Genomic DNA, 15,723 nt, shown 5'->3' with positions numbered 1-15,723 from the left:
CATCTGCTGTTCCTTCACAGAGAGGTGATTACACCCATGATCCCCCGCTACTCCCGCCCCGAAATGGTGGCCATCTGGTCCCCGGAAACCAAGTTCCGCATCTGGTACGAGATCGAGGCCCATGCCTGCGACGCTCAGGCCGATCTGGGCGTGATCCCGCGCGAGAACGCGGAAGCGGTATGGAAAGCCAAGGACGTAGAGTTCGACGTCGCCCGCATTGACGAAATCGAAGCGGTCACCAAGCACGACGTCATCGCGTTTCTGACGCATCTCGCCGAACACGTAGGCTCCGAAGAAGCCCGCTTTGTGCATCAGGGCATGACCTCCTCAGATGTGCTGGACACCTGCCTGAACGTGCAGCTGGTGCGCTCTGCTGACATCCTGATCAAGGACATGGACGCCCTCCTGGCGGCGCTGAAGAAGCGCGCGATCGAACACAAAGACACCGTGCGTGTTGGCCGTTCGCATGGCATCCACGCCGAACCCACCACCATGGGTCTGACATTTGCCCGTTTCTACGCTGAAATGGACCGCAACCTTGCGCGTCTGAAACTGGCCCGCGAAGAGATCGCCACCGGTGCGATTTCCGGCGCGGTTGGCACCTTTGCCAATATCGACCCGGCAGTTGAGCAGCACGTCTGCGAAAAACTGGGCCTGATCGCAGAGCCGATCTCGACCCAGGTGATCCCGCGCGACCGTCACGCGATGTTCTTTGCGACGCTCGGCGTGATTGCGTCGTCTATTGAAAACGTCGCAATTGAAATCCGCCACATGCAGCGGACCGAAGTTCTGGAAGGTGCGGAGTTCTTCTCCATGGGCCAAAAAGGCTCCTCGGCGATGCCGCATAAGAAGAACCCGGTTCTGACCGAAAACCTGACAGGTCTGGCCCGTCTGGTGCGCGCAGCCGTGATCCCGGCGATGGAAAACGTCGCGCTCTGGCATGAGCGTGATATCTCGCACTCGTCGGTTGAGCGCGCGATTGGCCCGGACGCCTGTGTGACGCTGGATTTTGCGCTGGCGCGTCTGACCGGTGTGATCGACAAGATGCTGGTTTTCCCGGAAAACATGCTCGACAACATGAACAAGTTCCCCGGTCTGGTGATGTCGCAGCGCGTGCTGCTGGCGCTGACCCAAGCTGGCGTTTCCCGCGAAGACGCCTATGTCATGGTGCAGCGCAACGCCCTGAAGGTCTGGGAATTCCGCACCGACTTCCGCGAAGAGCTGCTGGGTGACGAAGACGTCGTCAAAGCGCTGGGTGTCGATGGCATCAACGAAAAGTTCGACATGGGCTATCACACCAAACACGTGGACACGATTTTCAAACGCGTGTTCGGCGAATAATTTCGCCCCTCTTGCCAGAAAACAGAAGCCTGCCGCACACGCGGCAGGTTTTTTTACGAAATCACGCACCCGTGATGATTGGTTTTTCCAATTTGCCGTGTTCACTAAGTACAAGCAACTTAGATAACTCATTGGAGATCTGACCCCATGCGTATTTCAGCCTTTGCTCATGCCGCCACACTGGCCCTTGTCCTGCCCGCGCTGACTGTTGCCGCGCCGGTATTTGCCGCCGGTGGCGACACCTCCACCCCGCCCAAGCCGTCGGCTGACACCAAAAAATGCTGGGGCAAACGTGTCTTTGACAAAGAACTCGGCAAATGTGTGAAGCCCGAGAAGTCCTCGATGAACGCCGACGAACTGCTGGAAACCGCGCGCGAGCTGGCCTATCTGGACCGGTTCGAAGACGCCCAGGCCGTGCTGGCGGCGCACCCGGATCAAAAGAATGACCGCGTCCTGACCTATTGGGGATTTACCAACCGAAAGCTGGGTCGCACTGACCTTGCGAACGGGTTCTACCAGCAGGCCATCGCCCAGAACCCCGACAATATCCTTGCCCGCAGCTATATGGCGCAAGGGTTTGTTTCCGAAGGTAAATACGTCGAAGCCCTGCGTGAATGGAAAGAAATTCGCGCCCGCGGCGGTGAGGGAACCTGGGCCGAGGTCTCGTTGCGTCAGGCAATCGAAACTGGGCAGACAATTAACTACTAACTTCAGCCTTTCTTTACGGCTGCCTGTCTATCTTGAACCCTGACAGAAAGAGAATCTTTTTGGGATAAGGTTCAAGAATGGAACAATCTACAGCCCTGGCGCTGCCCATGGGGGGCCCCGATCTTGGGGGCCTTCCGGATCTGGCGCCTGCCTCTCCCGGACTACCTGCCACCTCTGGTGGCAGTACACAGCTTTCCGGCAAAGCCAAAGCCGCCATCGTCGTGCGTCTGCTTCTAAACGACGGCGCAGAGATTCCATTGGAGTCTCTGCCTGAAGACCTGCAACTGGAACTGACCAAACAAATGGGCGAAATGCGCCTTGTGGATCGTCAGACCCTGAATGCAGTTGCCGAAGAATTTGCCAGCCAACTGGACAATGTGGGCCTGTCCTTTCCAGACGGTCTGGCCGGTGCGCTGAATGCGATGGAAGGCAAAATCTCGCGCCACACCTATTCACGGCTGCGCCGCGAAGCGGGCGTGCGCCAGTTTGGCGACCCATGGGATCGCCTGCGCAAACTGGATGCCGAAGAACTGGCCAAAATCGCCATGGCCGAAAGCACCGAGGTTGCCGCCGTCATGCTGTCCAAACTGGACACCGGCAAAGCGGCCCTGATGCTGCAGTCCCTGCCTGGCCCGGTTGCCCGCCGCATCACCTATGCGGTCAGCCAGACCGGCAGTGTCAGCCCGGACACCGTCGACAAGATTGGCACCGCACTGGCCGCACAGGTCGAGGCCCGTCCTGACATCGCCTTTGACGAAACACCGGGCCAGCGTTTGGGATCGATCCTGACCCAGTCGCAGTCGGAAAAGCGCGAAGAAGTGCTGACCGCGCTGGACGAAGAAGACGAAGAATTCGCCGCCGACGTGCGCAAATCCGTCTTCACCTATGCGCTGATCGCCAAGAAGGTCGACAAGATGGACGTCCAGAAGGTCATCCGCGCGGTTACCCCGCAGGATCTGACCACTGCCATTGCCTATGCCACCGACGAAGAAGACATTGCCACCAGCGAATTCCTGCTGGCCAATATGTCGGGTCGTATGGCCGCCAACCTGCGCGAAGAAGCAGGCCAGCTGGGCAAGGTGAAGAAAGCCACGGGCGAAGCGGCCTTTGCGATGATCGTGTCGATGCTGCGCGAACTGGTCACCAATGGCGACATCGAACTGAAGTCCGACGAAGAAGAAGAAGAATAAGCCTCTCGCGCTTCGGGCCCTTGCGGTCCGGAGCGCGCGGCTTTGTGGTGCGCGCACATCGGCGCAGGTCGCAAAATTGGCGCTGTGGTTTCTTGTACACCGGACAGCTTGCGCTTATTGTGCAGCCCCTGAACAGGCCGAAACCCGGGCACGCGCGCCCTGTAAAAACGCCTGACTTTCACAAACGAACCAGGCCGTCCCTATGCCCAAAGATCCCGCCCTGCTGACCCGCAAGGAAAAGGCCCGCTATTATGTGGAGAACCTTGCCCTCCGCACCTTGATTGGCGGGATTGGCCTGCTGCCCTATGAATGGCGTGTTCCAATGATGGGACGCATTATGCGCCTTGCGGCCCCGGTTGCGGGTTACGACAAACGGGTGCGTGAAAACCTTGCGCTGACGTCTCCGCAGTTGAGCCCGGCAGAGGTCAATCGCATCACAGCTGAAGTCTGCGACAATGTTGGCCGCACCCTGTCCGAGCTCTATGCAGGCGCGCCCTTTCGCAAACGTGCAGCGCAGGCGCAGATCACCGGTGACGGGTTCGCAGCCTTCGAGGCCGCGCGCGCGGCGGGGCGTCCTGTGGTTTTGGTGACGGCACATTTTGGCAACTACGACGCGGCGCGTTCTAAATTGACGCAGATGGGGCACCCCATGGGGTCGCTGTATCGGCGTATGGCCAACCCCTATTTCAACGCACATTACGTGGAAGCCATTGAAGCCACCGGCAAGCCCATGTTTGAGCAGGGAAAACGCGGGATGGTGGAGCTGGTGCGCCACCTCAAGAAAGGCGGCATTATCGCCATTGTCGCCGATGTGCATACCTATGGCGGGGTGGAGCTTCCGTTTTTTGGCCAAGCGGCCGAAACCTCGCTGGTGCCCGCAGAGCTGGCGCTCAAGTACAATGCGGCTTTCATCCCGGTCTATGGCATCCGCAAGGAAAACGGTCTGGACTTTGAGGTGCGCATGAATGCCGAAGTCCCGGCATCGGACGCTGAAACCATGACCCGTGCCGTGCTTCAGGATCTCGAAGAGGTCGCGCGGGACCATATGGGGCAATGGTTCTGGATCCACCGCCGCTGGAAAGCCGCGCAACGCAAAGCGGGCTAAGCCCGATCAGCGGCGCGCGGACAGAAGAATGCGCCCGCCCCCTGCTTCCTGAATGAAAACGGCCTCTTCCAGCCCATCAGCCGCGGGCTCCAATGCCACTGACAGGTCGCTCTGCCCATCCCAGCGGGCCAGTGGAACCATATCGGTGACAATATTGGCATAGCTCAGCTCGTGGCCGGCCAGCTCTCCGCGCAGGATCTTGACGCTCTGGGCGCGGGCATACCGCACCAGAACAACGTCCAGAGCCGGCAATGCGGCAGCGCCCGGCGCAGGGGTCAGAAGCAGCTCATTGCTGGCGCCCTTCAGCTCCATTGCGACAGGAGCGGCCTGCCCGTCGTGGACCGCTATCGCGGCGCGCAGCGCCCTGACATCTGCCCCGACCACGTCCTGTTGCCCCATAATCACCATCTGCGGTGTGTAGATCATATTGCGGCCGCCGTGATGGGCATAGACCCGCTGCCGATCCGCATGTGCGGGGCGCGCAAAACTGTCTTTCCAGCCAATGTAATCCCAGTAGTCCACATGCAGCGCAAGCGGCAGCACATCGGGGCTGTCCTGCAAATCATGCAGCAACGCATCCGCAGGCGGACAGGACGAACAGCCCTGCGAAGTAAAAAGCTCTACCACCACCGGGCCATGACGCGTCGGCTCGGCCCAGGATGGGACGGCAAAACTCGCGGTCAGCGCTGCCAAAATCAGGCCCAAGGATTGTCCAGTACGTCGCATGCGTTGCTACCCTTTTGTTAGGGCTTCTGGTTTAAGCATTCTGTGTCGCACTGGCCAATCAATCATTCTTGAGAGCCGGTGATCCCGCCTGTCACAGGGCGGCTGACCACAGCGTTGTTTCCTGATTGGAACCACTCAGAATGGGATTGATTTTTGAAGACATCCCCTATTTTACTGAATTTTAACGTCATAAGGTAAGTGCACTTAGCAAAAGAAGACAATATATCCAGCTCATTCGGTGATTCCTTATCCGTTTCAAAGCCGGATGCGCCCTCCTCCACAAAGTATTACATCCAATGACTGTTTCTTTTCACATCACATATAATCCGGTCAAAGAATGCTTCGACGATGTCCTAAAACGCATTCAAACCTTTATCTCGGCGGATCTTAAGAACCCTGACCGGCTGGAAACGCGCCTGTTCTCGAACCGCGACGAAAGTCTGATCCGCGCCTATAGCACCTGGACCAACGAAGAAGCCTTCTACGCCTTCATGAATGCCGCCATTGACCAAGGCGCTTTTGCCGATCAGGGCCGCGTTCTGGAACAGGAAATGCAGGTGCAGGTCTTCGCACCGGAACCTTTGGGAGAAGACTAAACTCAACCTTGAGTAAGCAAAAAGCTGACCAAAGAGTCACAGAGTCAGTTTTCTGCGAAAGTTGGATTGGTGTTGCCTGTTCCTACCATAAGGTAAGGTCAGCATCGTAAAACCATCGAGAAGCGGAATATTGCCCCAAGTTGTAGAAGTGACTGTGCGCCCCCAGCTCGAACATTACGGGGACGTGGTCGCGCATATTGCGGACATGATTGAGGAAACAAAGGTTTTTCCCGGCTGCCTTGGGGCGTCTATGACGCGCGACATCGGCAGCTACCAGATTTTCGTGACCCATAACTGGGACAGCATCGCGGCGCTTGACCACTACCTCGAAACCAGAGCGAGCAGCGGTGATTTTGATTTCTTTTCGAGATGGCTCATGGATGAGCCCTCGTTCAAAACTTTTGCGCAGGACGACCTGCAGGACAGCGCAGAAGCCTGCGCGCTGACCACTCGGGTTAAAAAAGGCGGCTAAGCGATCAGTTCGTCGCCGCGTTTTCCAGTGCCGCGCGCAGGGTTTCCTGAATGACGCGTTGGGTCACAGGCCCGGCGTGGCGCAGCACCACATTGCCGTCGCCGTCGATCACATAGGTCTCGGGCACGCCATAAAGCCCCCATTCAATAGATCGTCGCCCGCCTTCGTCGCGCATGAGCCCGGCATAGGGGTCACCCAGTTCCTCAAGGAAGCTTGCGGCATTGCCCAGCTGGTCTTTGTAATTGACGCCGTAGACAGCAATGCCTTCGTCCGCCAGAGCCTGAAGATTGGGGTGTTCTACCCGACAGGGACCGCACCAGCTGGCCCAGAAATTCACCAGCTTGACCTGACCATTGCGCAATGTGGCATCGTCAAATCCTGCTTTTTCCGGGAAGGCGTCAAAGGCAATGGTCGGCGCTGCGCGCCCTGCCAGTGCCGACGGCAAGGCATCCGGGTCATCACGCCCCATGCCGATCACAGCAAGGCCAACAAAGCCCGAAAAAACCAGAAGCGGCACAGCCATCAGTGGCGACACCTTAGCCATCAGAGCGTCTCCTTTGCTCGACCTCTTTCAACTGCGACTGCACGCGGCGCCCCCGCACCAGCGTCCAGACCACAAGGCCAATCAACAGCGTCAGCGATGCACCATAGGCCGATAGAACCGTGTCAGCGTATTTCCCAAGTTCCGGCATTATGCTTCCAGCCTTTCGCGTGCGACCAGCGCCTGAATGCGGCGCTGGCGGATCTCGGTTCCGGTGCGATACAGAACCAAAACGATGAACAACAGAATGAAACCCGCCATGCAAGTCCATAAGGGGTAGGCAAAAATATCCGCGACATTCTCTTCCTTGTCCAAGGAAAGCGACGCCCCCTGATGCAGACCCTGGTTCCAAAAATTGACGGCATAGCGCGACAGAACCGCAAAGACGGACCCCACCAGACAGAGGATCGACGTCAGGTCTGCAGCGGTGTCAGGATTGTCGATGGCCTCCCACAGCGCGACATAACCAAGGTAGAACAGGAACAGCACCAGAAAGGATGTCAGCCGCGGGTCCCAGGCCCACCAGGTGCCCCACATCGGTTGCCCCCAGATCGCCCCGGTAATCAGCGCAATCAGCGTCATCACAATGCCCACAGGCGCTGCGGCCTTGGCCGCCAGCGCGCTCACGTGATGGCGGCGGATCACCCAGATGAGCGAGGCCACCAGCATCATGAACCAGGCATTGATCGCCATCAACGCAGAAGGCACATGCAGATAGATGATCTTCACGGTGGATCCCTGCCGGTAGTCATCCGGGGTAAAGAAAAAACCCCAGATCAGCCCGCCAATGATCAACACCGCAGAGGCCACCCAAAGCATCGGCATCACCCGCGCGGAGGTGCGCAGGAACTTGGTCGGATTAGCGTATTCCCAGATCGACATGATGGCTATTTAGCTCTCCCCAAGTGTCATCTCAATGCCCGCCCTAGCGCAAATTGACGCGCAGGACGGCGGCGGCGGCAAACGGCATAAACGCAAGGGTGCCCGCGGTAATACCTGCCAGCATCAAAAGCGGTGTCTCCGTCGCAAAGCCCGCAGCGCCCCGGCGCGCAACCTCGGCGCCAAAAATCAAAGTCGGCACATAGAGCGGCATGACCAGCAGCGACAGCAACAGCCCCCCGCGCCGCAGGCCGACGGTCAGCGCCGCGCCAAAGGTGCCGATCATCGACAGCGCCGGTGTGCCGATCAAGAGCGACAGGGTGATCCAGAAAAACCCCGCCGGTGCGAGGTTCAGCAGAACGCCCAGAACCGGTGCGACAAGGACCAAGGGCAAGCCGGTGGTGATCCAATGCGCCAGCGCTTTTACCGCCAGCACCCCCTCCAGCGGCAGCGGTGCCGTGGCCAGCAGATCAAGGCTGCCATCTTCCCAATCCAGCGCCAGCAGTCGGTCCAATGACAACAGACAGGCCAAGAGCGCACCAAGCCATAGGACGCCGGGAGCGATGGTGCCCAATGTGGTCGAATTTGGCCCGACCGAGAACGGCACCATCACTGTGACGATCAAGAAGAACGCCAGCCCAAGGCCAAAGCCCCCGCCTGCCCGGAACGCCAGTTGCAGATCCCGAAGAAGCAGCGCAATCACAGGAACACCTCGTCAAACCCATCGGCCACGGGCGCTGTGGCTTTGGCCTTAAACGGCCCAAGGTCCAGAACATCCCCGTCGAGGCCAAGATCAATATGGGTTGCCATCAGCGCCGAACCGCCCGCTGCAAGATGGGCCTCAACGCTGGCCGCGAACAGCTGCACCGACGCCGCATCCAGACTGACGGTGGGTTCATCGAGCACCCAGATCGGCCGCCTGGTGACCATCAGCCGCGCCAGCGACAGGCGGCGCTTCTGCCCTGCCGACAGGCCGCCTGCGGGCCGGTCGCGCAGCTCAGCCAAATTGAACGCCTCCAGCGCGGGTTCAAAATCACGCTGCCCAAAAATCTGAGCCCAAAACCGCAAGTTCTCGGTCACAGTCAGGCCGAGCTTCAGCCCATCAGAGTGGCCGCCATAGGCGATCTGGTCTTCGGCCCCGGTGATCGTGCCGGCCAAGGGCGGCTGCAGCCCGGCCACGGTGCGCAGCAGGGTTGTCTTGCCCACACCATTGGGACCGCGCAGGATCAGCGCGCGCCCCGGTCCGAGCGTAAAGCTCAGCCCTGCCAGCACCGGCACGCCGCCGCGCGCAAGGCTCAGATCGGTGATCTGCAATGTCATGAAACCGGCTTATCCCTTTGTTGCAGCGCCTTAAAAGCTGAAACCGACGCGTCTTTCCTTGCGCTGGATCAAACCACAGGTCGCGGCCAAAGGAAAAGGCACATTTTTGCCTGCCCTTTGGAAGGGGTCAAACCGGCAGTGCCGCCAGTGCAATGCGGCGCCCTTCGGAGAGCAGCACATTGTAAGTCCGGCAGGCGGCGGGGGAATTCATGATCTCGACCCCGAGCCCGGCCGCTTCGAGCGCGCTGCGCAGGTCAGCGGGAATATGGGCGATCTCAGCGCCGGTGCCGATGAACAGCACATCGACCTGACCGGCCAAGGCAAGCAGGGTCTCAGCATCCCCGTAACCGCCCCAAGCCCGCGTGCCGGTGGTGTCGGTCAGCATGGCGCCTTCAAACAGGTCCCCGCCCACACGAAAGAACCCCGGACCATAGCCGTCAATTGGTTTGGCGTCAGTGTATTGGACCTCGTTCAGGCGCATGGGGCTCTCCTTTGGCTTTTGTTCGACCTAGCATCTTGGGGGGCGAAATGCGAGGCTCTGCCCCGTTTTTCAAACCGGTGGCTCCAGAGTATTTTTGGGCCAAAAGAAGAAGGGCCGCGGTGTTCGCCGCGGCCCTTGATCATTTATGCATCCACATTGGCAAATTGGTTGCCGGTGGGGGTCGTGGGTTTCGACCAGTCGCGTTTGACGCCCAGCCACAACAGGATGGTGGAGGCAACAAAGACCGAGGAATAGGTGCCAAAGACCACGCCACAGATCATTGCAAAGACAAAGCCCCGGATCACATCCCCACCCAGCACATAAAGCGAGATCAGCGCCAGCAAAGTGGTCACAGATGTCATCATCGTGCGGCTGAGGGTTTCATTGATCGAGATATTCAGAACCTCGGCCAGTGGCTTTTTCTTGTAGCGGCGCAGGTTTTCGCGCACGCGGTCAAACACAACCACGGTGTCATTGAGCGAGTAGCCAACAATGGTCAGCAGTGCGGCAATAATTGCGAGGTCAAATTTGATTTGTAGTTCGGAGAAGATGCCAATGGTCAGGATCACATCGTGCACCAGCGCCACCACAGCGCCGACGGCAAACTGCCATTCAAACCGCAGCCAGATATAGACCAGAACCGCGCCAATCGCGAGCAGAACAGCCAGAACAGCGGTTTGCACCAGTTCGCCCGAGACCTTCGGTCCAACGCTTTCGACAGAGACAAATTTGATCCCCGGCGCCACCGCATCCAGTGCCGATTGCACCGCAGCGATCACGTCGCTGCTCAGGGCTTCACCACCGGCCTGGGCCTGAATGCGGATCATGCCCACATGCTGGTCGGCGGCAAAAGAGGGGTCAAAGACCTCGGTGATGGACACATCGCCCAGATCCAGCTGCGCAATGGCGTCACGGTACTGGCCCACATCAATGGCTGTTGTGGCCTCGGTCCGGATGGTGGTGCCACCGCGGAAGTCGATGCCAAAGTTCAGCCCCTGAATGGCAAAGGACACAAAGCCCACCACCATCAGAACCGCCGACAGGCCCAGCCACAGCTTCCAGCGGCTGAAGAAATCGAAAGAGGTTTTTTCAGGTACTAGTTTCAGTCGCATGTCTTAAACCTCGATCGTTTTCGGGCGGCGGCGTTCAAACCACATCACCACCAAAAGGCGCGTTACAAAGATCGCAGTGAAGACCGACGTCACAATCCCCAGCCCCAGCGTGATCGCAAAGCCGCGCACCGGGCCAGAGCCCATGGCAAACAGGATCACAGCGGTGATGAAGGTGGTGATATTGGCATCCACAATCGCGCTCAGCGCTTTGTTGTAGCCCTCGTCAATGGCCTTCGCCGGGCCACGGCCTGCTTTGATCTCTTCGCGGATCCGCTCAAAGATTAGCACATTGGCATCCACCGCCATACCGACCGTCAGGACGATACCGGCAATGCCCGGCAGGGTCAGCGTGCCGCCAATGGTGCTCAGCACACCAAAGATCAGGCAGACGTTGATGATCAGCGCCACATTGGCAAAGATGCCAAACAGACCATAGCTCAGCACCATAAAGACCAGCACGCCGACAAAAGCAACGGCGGTGGCTACACGGCCTGCCTCAATGCTGTCCTGACCCAATTCCGGGCCAATGGTGCGTTCCTCGAGGAATTCCAGCTCGGCCGGCAGGGCGCCAGCCCGCAGCAGGATCGCCAGATTGGTGCTTTCCTCGACCGAGAAGTTGCCGGTGATAATACCCGACCCGCCCGGAATATGGGATTGGATCACGGGCGCGGAGATGACCTCGTCATCCAGCACAATCGCAAAGGGCTGGCCGATGTTTTCAAGGGTGTAGTCGCCAAACTTGCGCGCACCCGAGGTGTTGAAGCGGAAGTTCACCGCCGGACGGCCGTTCTGGTCAAACGCAGGCTGCGCATCGACCAGTTCTTCGCCCGTCACAACCGGCGCAGCTTCGATCACGTAGAAGGTGCCAACCTGATCGAGCGAAGGCACCACTTTGTTGCCGACGCCTGCGCGTTCCTCGGCGCTGGAGGCACGGCCCACAACCGGGTTAAAGGTCAACTGTGCGGTGGTGCCAATGATCGCCTTCAGTTCCGCCGCAGAGCCAATGCCCGGCACCTGAATCAGAATGCGGTCCGCGCCCTGACGTTGGATCGTGGGTTCGCGGGTGCCAACCTCGTCAATCCGGCGACGGATGATTTCCAGCGACTGGCGCACGGTGCGGTCGTCGGTGGCGATCTTTTCCGCGTCCGACAGCTGCACGGTGATGGTGTTGCCGGAACCGGTGATCTCAATGTCATTGGCGCCCGCGCCTGTCAGCGTCTGGATCGGATTGGCCAGACCGCGCAGGATCTGCATCGCCTGATCCAGCCCTTCGGGTTTGGAGATCCGCAGACGAATCTGATCCACCGGGGCCTCTGGATCGCGGCGGAAGGTGCCGATGGTGGCACGTTCCCCGCGCAAGCTGTTGCGCACCTCGGGCCAGAGCGCATCCATGCGCGCCTCATAGACGTCTTCGACCTTCACTTCGGCCAGCAGATGCGCACCGCCGCGCAGGTCCAGACCAAGGTTCACAAGGCCCGACGGCATCCAGTTTGGCCATTGGCCCGCCATCGCCTGGTTCTCGGACGTATCCGCCCCCAGTTCGATTGCGGCGACGGCATCATTGTGTTGCTCCACACGCGTATAAAACGCGTTGGGCAGGGCAGCCAAAAGGCCCGCCACACAGGCGAGCCAGATGAGAACCCTTTTCCAGGTATCAATTTGCAGCATTACCCTGCCTTTATAATAGCTTAACGCGCGAAGTTACTTCGCGGGTTCGGTCTTGTTCAGAACCTGGGCAATGGTGGATTTCACAACGCGGACTTTGACGCCCTCTGCGATTTCCACCTCAACTTCGCCGTCTTCCTTGACCTTGGCAACCTTGCCGATCATGCCGCCTTGGGTCACGACTTGGTCGCCACGACGCAGGGCTTCAACCATGTTCTGATGCTCTTTCATCTTCTTCTGCTGCGGGCGGATCAGCAGGAAGTACATGATACCAAAGATCAGAATAAGAGGGATAAACTGGGCGATTGCGTTGCCGTCCATTAAACGAGTTCCTTTTTCGTCATTGAGGCACAAGGATTTGTGCCCGGATTTTGCTGAGGAACCTATGCGTTGACACAGGCCAATGCAAGACAAGCGGCGACCCGAGTGCAACATCCCCGTCAGATTGCCACTTGAAGTGGTTTTCAGGGGCCTCTCCCCTTCCCCTCGCCCCCGCCTTGGGGCATAGGAGACACATTGAACACCAACTGCATGACACAGGAGCAGACCCATGCATGACATCCGTGCAATCCGCGAAAACCCGGCCGCCTTTGACGCAGCCCTCGCCCGCCGTGGAGATGCTGCCCTGTCGTCCTCTGTTCTGTCCCTTGATGAGCAGCGCCGCGCCAAGATCCAGGCCGCCGAAGAGGCACAAGCCGAACAGAACCGCGCCGCCAAGGCGATTGGTGCGGCCAAGGCCAAAGGCGATGACGCCGAATTCGAACGCCTGCGGGCCGCTGTGTCCGAGAAGAAGGCTGAAGTCGCTGCCATGCAGACAGAAGCCAAGGAACTGGACGCGAAGCTGACAGATATGCTTGCACGGATCCCCAACGCGCCCGCCGACGATGTGCCCGCGGGTGAAGATGAGGACGACAATGTCGAGGTGAAGGTCTGGGGCGAAAAGCCCGAATTCACCTTCCAGCCGAAAGAGCATTTTGAAATCGCTGGCGTTGCCGCGGCGATGGATTTTGAAACCGCCGCCAAAATCTCGGGCGCGCGTTTTGTGCTGCTGAAGGGCGCCGTGGCCCGTATCCACCGCGCACTGGCGCAATTCATGATCGACACCCATGTGGACGAGAACGGCCTGACCGAGGTGAACTCTCCCGTGCTGGTGCGCGATGAGGCGATGTATGGCACCGACAAGCTGCCCAAATTCGGCGAAGACAGCTATCAGACCACCAATGGCTGGTGGCTGGTTCCGACCTCTGAGGTGCCGCTGACTTATTCGGTTGCCGGTGACACGCTGGAAGAAAGCGCCCTGCCGATCCGCATGACCGCGCACACGCTGTGTTTCCGTTCGGAGGCCGGGTCTGCGGGCAAGGACACCTCGGGCATGCTGCGTCAGCACCAGTTCGAGAAGGTCGAGATGGTGTCGATCGTGCACCCGGACAATTCCGACGAAGAACAAAAACGCATGCTGGGCTGCGCCGAGGGTATCCTGGAAAAGCTGGGCATTGCTTACCGCACGGTCGTGCTTTGCACCGGCGACATGGGCTTTGGCGCGCGCCGCACCTATGACATCGAAGCCTGGGTGCCGGGTCAGAACACCTACCGCGAAATCTCTTCCGTTTCGACCACCGGTGAATTCCAGGCGCGCCGTATGAACGCCCGCTTCAAACCCGCAGGTGGCGGCAAGCCCGAGTTTGTGCACACGCTGAATGGCTCTGGCCTGGCTGTGGGGCGCTGCCTGATTGCGGTACTGGAGAACGGCCAACAGGCGGATGGATCGGTGAAACTGCCCGCAGCGCTGGCGCCCTATCTGGGCGGCAAGCTGACCCTGACCGCAGAGGGCAAACTGGCCTAAACGCCGTCCCTGCCAGACAGAAGAAAACCGGCGCTCGGGCGATCCCGCAGCGCCGGTTTTTTCAATTCAGGGTAAGGGTTACTTTCCCTTTTTGCCCTTCGGCTTTTCGGATTTCCCTTTGCCGTCTTTTTTGCCTTTCGCCGCAAGGATCTTCTTTTCGCGCAGCTTCTCTTTGGCGATTTCCTTCTTGGCCTTGGCTTTCTTCTTTTTGGCCTTTTCTTTGGCCTTGCCCTTGGCCGCGGCAAATTCGGCTTCCAGCTCTTCCGCTTTCTTTGCAGATTTTTTCGCCTTGGCTTTGACCTTGGCGGCTTTCAGCTCGGCTTTGGTGGGTTTGGGCTCAGCCACCTTTGGCTCGGCTGGCTTGGCAGCGGGTTGAGATGCGGCTTTGGCGGCTGGTTTTGTCACCGCTTTGGCGGTCTTGGGCGACGGTGTGGAAGATTTTGTGGTTTTGCGTGCCGCGGGCGTGGTTTTCGCGGCCGGTGCAACAGGATCCGCCTTGGCCACAGTGCCAATCATAACCTGAGTCGCCGCAAGTAATTTCGCCGCTCGGTTGACCCCAATTCCGGGGACCTTGCACAGGTCCTCAGCGGAAAGTTTTGCAATGTCTTCAACGGCTTTGATGCCATTACTCTGCAGGGCTTTGGCCAGTGCCGGGCCTACACCTGTCAGTCTGAGAATTGGGGTCATTCAATCTTCCTGTTCTTTTTCCTTTGTTTATCAATACATACATCTAACACTGTATATACACTTTGTCTATTTCGGAAAGGGAACCAGCCGCTTTGCCTCTTCATCCCAAAGTTTCAGCCCCAAAGCACGGATGGCTTCTGCGAATTTGATCCGGCGCAGGCCCCAGTCTTCTGGCATATTGTGATGACATTGGCGCAGGCGATAGGACGGAATCCGGGCGTTGAAATGGTGGATGTCATGCAAGGTGATATTGGCCACGGCGAAATCAAAAAACCAGCCAAAATCGAGACAGGATGACCCCTGAAGGGCTGCGATCTGAGGCTTCAGATCCGGGCGGCGGTCCCAGTAGGTGTCCTCGAAATTATGCTGCAGATAGACAAGGAAAACGCCGATCATGCCCCCAAGGAACGAGAACCCAAGCCAGATCAGCAGCCCTTCGCTGCCTGCAATCACATAGAGCACATAAAGCAGCGCAATGATCACCAGATTATGCGCCAGCACCTGCCACATACCGAACTGAACCGTGTTCTTGGGCCAACGATAGCGGATGAAATAGGTGAAGGCCGCCCCAAGCGGTACCAGCACAAAAGGGTTGCGATACAAGCGGTAGAACAGACGTTCCGCCACCCCGGCGCGGTCCCACTCTGCCACGGTCATTGTGTGGATCTCACCGGTCTCGCGATGTTCTAGGTTGCCGACATTGGCATGGTGCAGATTGTGGTTCTGCTTCATCACCTCGAACGGCGCAAAGGTAAACGGCGACAGCGCATGGCCCGCCCATTCGTTCTGGCGCCGTGTTTCAAAAAGGCTGTGGTGCCCGGTGTCATGCTGCAAAACGTAAAGCCGCACCGCCGCAAAGGCAAAAACCACCCCCGCAGGCCACATCAGATACCATGTGTCCGACTGGGAAATGGCCACCCCTAGCGCGGTGAAATAAACCGCAAACGTACCAAAATAGCTGAGAGACGCCAGACGGTTGTCGGGCGTGGCGTATTGACGGGTATAGGTCCTTAGATCCATGTCCTGTCCCTGATAAACTGAATACCCCCCTAGAATG

19 protein-coding genes are annotated in these 15,723 nt (G+C 58.8%); 7 read left to right on the top strand and 12 right to left on the bottom strand.

Annotated features, from left to right (window positions below; translation table 11 throughout):
* The first annotated feature begins 36 nt into the window (after positions 1-36).
* From purB to TRM7557_RS17165, 4 genes are all read left to right on the top strand, one after another.
* Positions 37-1,341 carry an adenylosuccinate lyase gene (gene purB / locus TRM7557_RS17180; RefSeq protein ID WP_058291438.1) on the top strand — a complete coding sequence of 435 codons (1,305 nt, stop codon included), beginning with the start codon at positions 37-39 and terminating at the stop codon, positions 1,339-1,341.
* 147 nt (positions 1,342-1,488) lie between these two features.
* Complete coding sequence (locus tag TRM7557_RS17175) at positions 1,489-2,049, top strand: tetratricopeptide repeat protein (protein WP_058291437.1); 561 nt, start codon at positions 1,489-1,491, stop codon at positions 2,047-2,049.
* 77 nt (positions 2,050-2,126) lie between these two features.
* On the top strand, positions 2,127-3,239 hold the full coding sequence (locus TRM7557_RS17170) for a flagellar motor switch protein FliG (RefSeq protein WP_058291436.1): 1,113 nt from the start codon (positions 2,127-2,129) through the stop codon (positions 3,237-3,239).
* Between the two features lie 202 nt (positions 3,240-3,441).
* A complete protein-coding gene (locus TRM7557_RS17165) occupies positions 3,442-4,344 on the top strand; it encodes a lysophospholipid acyltransferase family protein (protein WP_058291435.1) in 903 nt (300 codons plus the stop codon).
* A 6-nt stretch (positions 4,345-4,350) separates the two neighbouring features.
* Here the strand turns inward: TRM7557_RS17165 and TRM7557_RS17160 are convergent, their stop codons facing one another.
* A complete protein-coding gene (locus TRM7557_RS17160; RefSeq protein WP_074941821.1) occupies positions 4,351-5,070 on the bottom strand; it encodes a DUF1223 domain-containing protein in 720 nt (239 codons plus the stop codon).
* A gap of 296 nt (positions 5,071-5,366) precedes the next feature.
* On the opposite strand from TRM7557_RS17160, the gene TRM7557_RS17155 reads away from it, so the two are divergent.
* Together TRM7557_RS17155 and TRM7557_RS17150 are read left to right on the top strand one after the other, a co-directional pair.
* Positions 5,367-5,666, top strand: coding sequence for a hypothetical protein (locus tag TRM7557_RS17155; protein WP_058291434.1), 300 nt, complete (start codon positions 5,367-5,369; stop codon positions 5,664-5,666).
* Between the two features lie 148 nt (positions 5,667-5,814).
* Positions 5,815-6,138 carry a putative quinol monooxygenase gene (locus TRM7557_RS17150; RefSeq protein ID WP_058291433.1) on the top strand — a complete coding sequence of 108 codons (324 nt, stop codon included), beginning with the start codon at positions 5,815-5,817 and terminating at the stop codon, positions 6,136-6,138.
* A 4-nt stretch (positions 6,139-6,142) separates the two neighbouring features.
* Here the strand turns inward: TRM7557_RS17150 and TRM7557_RS17145 are convergent, their stop codons facing one another.
* The 9 genes from TRM7557_RS17145 to yajC form a co-directional block, all read right to left on the bottom strand.
* On the bottom strand, positions 6,143-6,682 hold the full coding sequence (locus TRM7557_RS17145) for a DsbE family thiol:disulfide interchange protein (RefSeq protein WP_058291432.1): 540 nt from the start codon (positions 6,680-6,682) through the stop codon (positions 6,143-6,145).
* Positions 6,675-6,830, bottom strand: a complete 156-nt coding sequence (gene ccmD, locus TRM7557_RS17140) for a heme exporter protein CcmD (RefSeq protein WP_058291431.1) — start codon at positions 6,828-6,830, stop codon at positions 6,675-6,677. Before ccmD ends, TRM7557_RS17145 begins: the two co-directional genes overlap by 8 nt.
* Complete coding sequence (locus TRM7557_RS17135; protein WP_058291430.1) at positions 6,830-7,561, bottom strand: heme ABC transporter permease; 732 nt, start codon at positions 7,559-7,561, stop codon at positions 6,830-6,832. The genes ccmD and TRM7557_RS17135 overlap by 1 nt, the downstream gene beginning before the upstream one ends.
* 43 nt (positions 7,562-7,604) lie before the next feature.
* On the bottom strand, positions 7,605-8,261 hold the full coding sequence (ccmB, locus tag TRM7557_RS17130; RefSeq protein ID WP_058291429.1) for a heme exporter protein CcmB: 657 nt from the start codon (positions 8,259-8,261) through the stop codon (positions 7,605-7,607).
* Positions 8,258-8,878 carry a heme ABC exporter ATP-binding protein CcmA gene (gene ccmA, locus TRM7557_RS17125; RefSeq protein ID WP_058291428.1) on the bottom strand — a complete coding sequence of 207 codons (621 nt, stop codon included), beginning with the start codon at positions 8,876-8,878 and terminating at the stop codon, positions 8,258-8,260. The genes ccmB and ccmA overlap by 4 nt, the downstream gene beginning before the upstream one ends.
* 127 nt (positions 8,879-9,005) lie before the next feature.
* Positions 9,006-9,359 (bottom strand): Mth938-like domain-containing protein, encoded by a 354-nt coding sequence (locus TRM7557_RS17120; RefSeq protein ID WP_058291427.1) that lies wholly within the window; start codon positions 9,357-9,359, stop codon positions 9,006-9,008.
* Positions 9,360-9,502: 143 nt separating this feature from the next.
* Positions 9,503-10,471 carry a protein translocase subunit SecF gene (gene secF / locus TRM7557_RS17115; RefSeq protein WP_058291426.1) on the bottom strand — a complete coding sequence of 323 codons (969 nt, stop codon included), beginning with the start codon at positions 10,469-10,471 and terminating at the stop codon, positions 9,503-9,505.
* A 3-nt stretch (positions 10,472-10,474) separates the two neighbouring features.
* Positions 10,475-12,139: a protein translocase subunit SecD gene (gene secD, locus TRM7557_RS17110; protein ID WP_058291425.1), complete on the bottom strand. Its 1,665-nt coding sequence runs from the start codon at positions 12,137-12,139 to the stop codon at positions 10,475-10,477.
* A 33-nt stretch (positions 12,140-12,172) separates the two neighbouring features.
* Positions 12,173-12,457 carry a preprotein translocase subunit YajC gene (gene yajC, locus TRM7557_RS17105; RefSeq protein ID WP_058291424.1) on the bottom strand — a complete coding sequence of 95 codons (285 nt, stop codon included), beginning with the start codon at positions 12,455-12,457 and terminating at the stop codon, positions 12,173-12,175.
* Positions 12,458-12,686: 229 nt separating this feature from the next.
* On the opposite strand from yajC, the gene serS reads away from it, so the two are divergent.
* Positions 12,687-13,979 carry a serine--tRNA ligase gene (gene serS / locus TRM7557_RS17100; protein ID WP_058291423.1) on the top strand — a complete coding sequence of 431 codons (1,293 nt, stop codon included), beginning with the start codon at positions 12,687-12,689 and terminating at the stop codon, positions 13,977-13,979.
* A 78-nt stretch (positions 13,980-14,057) separates the two neighbouring features.
* Here the strand turns inward: serS and TRM7557_RS17095 are convergent, their stop codons facing one another.
* Positions 14,058-14,666 carry a helix-hairpin-helix domain-containing protein gene (locus TRM7557_RS17095; protein ID WP_058291422.1) on the bottom strand — a complete coding sequence of 203 codons (609 nt, stop codon included), beginning with the start codon at positions 14,664-14,666 and terminating at the stop codon, positions 14,058-14,060.
* Positions 14,667-14,732: 66 nt separating this feature from the next.
* Entirely contained in the window at positions 14,733-15,686 is a 954-nt protein-coding gene (locus tag TRM7557_RS17090; protein ID WP_058291421.1) for a fatty acid desaturase, read from the bottom strand.
* Positions 15,687-15,723: the final 37 nt, after the last annotated feature.

The organism is Tritonibacter multivorans (assembly GCF_001458415.1).
In the GTDB taxonomy this organism is placed as follows: domain Bacteria; phylum Pseudomonadota; class Alphaproteobacteria; order Rhodobacterales; family Rhodobacteraceae; genus Epibacterium; species Epibacterium multivorans.
Note: the sequence above shows the minus strand (reverse complement) of the source record. Positions and strands in the feature narration are given on the sequence as shown.

Bases quoted from the DNA above. Each gene is read 5' to 3' on its own strand.
- purB (WP_058291438.1), top strand. From the start codon at position 37: ATGATCCCCCGCTACTCCCGCCCCGAAATGGTGGCCATCTGGTCCCCG.
- TRM7557_RS17175 (WP_058291437.1), top strand. From the start codon at position 1,489: ATGCGTATTTCAGCCTTTGCTCATGCCGCCACACTGGCCCTTGTCCTG.
- TRM7557_RS17170 (WP_058291436.1), top strand. From the start codon at position 2,127: ATGGAACAATCTACAGCCCTGGCGCTGCCCATGGGGGGCCCCGATCTT.
- TRM7557_RS17165 (WP_058291435.1), top strand. From the start codon at position 3,442: ATGCCCAAAGATCCCGCCCTGCTGACCCGCAAGGAAAAGGCCCGCTAT.
- TRM7557_RS17160 (WP_074941821.1), bottom strand. From the start codon at position 5,070: ATGCGACGTACTGGACAATCCTTGGGCCTGATTTTGGCAGCGCTGACC.
- TRM7557_RS17155 (WP_058291434.1), top strand. From the start codon at position 5,367: ATGACTGTTTCTTTTCACATCACATATAATCCGGTCAAAGAATGCTTC.
- TRM7557_RS17145 (WP_058291432.1), bottom strand. From the start codon at position 6,682: ATGGCTAAGGTGTCGCCACTGATGGCTGTGCCGCTTCTGGTTTTTTCG.
- ccmD (WP_058291431.1), bottom strand. From the start codon at position 6,830: ATGCCGGAACTTGGGAAATACGCTGACACGGTTCTATCGGCCTATGGT.
- TRM7557_RS17135 (WP_058291430.1), bottom strand. From the start codon at position 7,561: ATGTCGATCTGGGAATACGCTAATCCGACCAAGTTCCTGCGCACCTCC.
- ccmA (WP_058291428.1), bottom strand. From the start codon at position 8,878: ATGACATTGCAGATCACCGATCTGAGCCTTGCGCGCGGCGGCGTGCCG.
- TRM7557_RS17120 (WP_058291427.1), bottom strand. From the start codon at position 9,359: ATGCGCCTGAACGAGGTCCAATACACTGACGCCAAACCAATTGACGGC.
- secF (WP_058291426.1), bottom strand. From the start codon at position 10,471: ATGCGACTGAAACTAGTACCTGAAAAAACCTCTTTCGATTTCTTCAGC.
- secD (WP_058291425.1), bottom strand. From the start codon at position 12,139: ATGCTGCAAATTGATACCTGGAAAAGGGTTCTCATCTGGCTCGCCTGT.
- yajC (WP_058291424.1), bottom strand. From the start codon at position 12,457: ATGGACGGCAACGCAATCGCCCAGTTTATCCCTCTTATTCTGATCTTT.
- serS (WP_058291423.1), top strand. From the start codon at position 12,687: ATGCATGACATCCGTGCAATCCGCGAAAACCCGGCCGCCTTTGACGCA.
- TRM7557_RS17095 (WP_058291422.1), bottom strand. From the start codon at position 14,666: ATGACCCCAATTCTCAGACTGACAGGTGTAGGCCCGGCACTGGCCAAA.
- TRM7557_RS17090 (WP_058291421.1), bottom strand. From the start codon at position 15,686: ATGGATCTAAGGACCTATACCCGTCAATACGCCACGCCCGACAACCGT.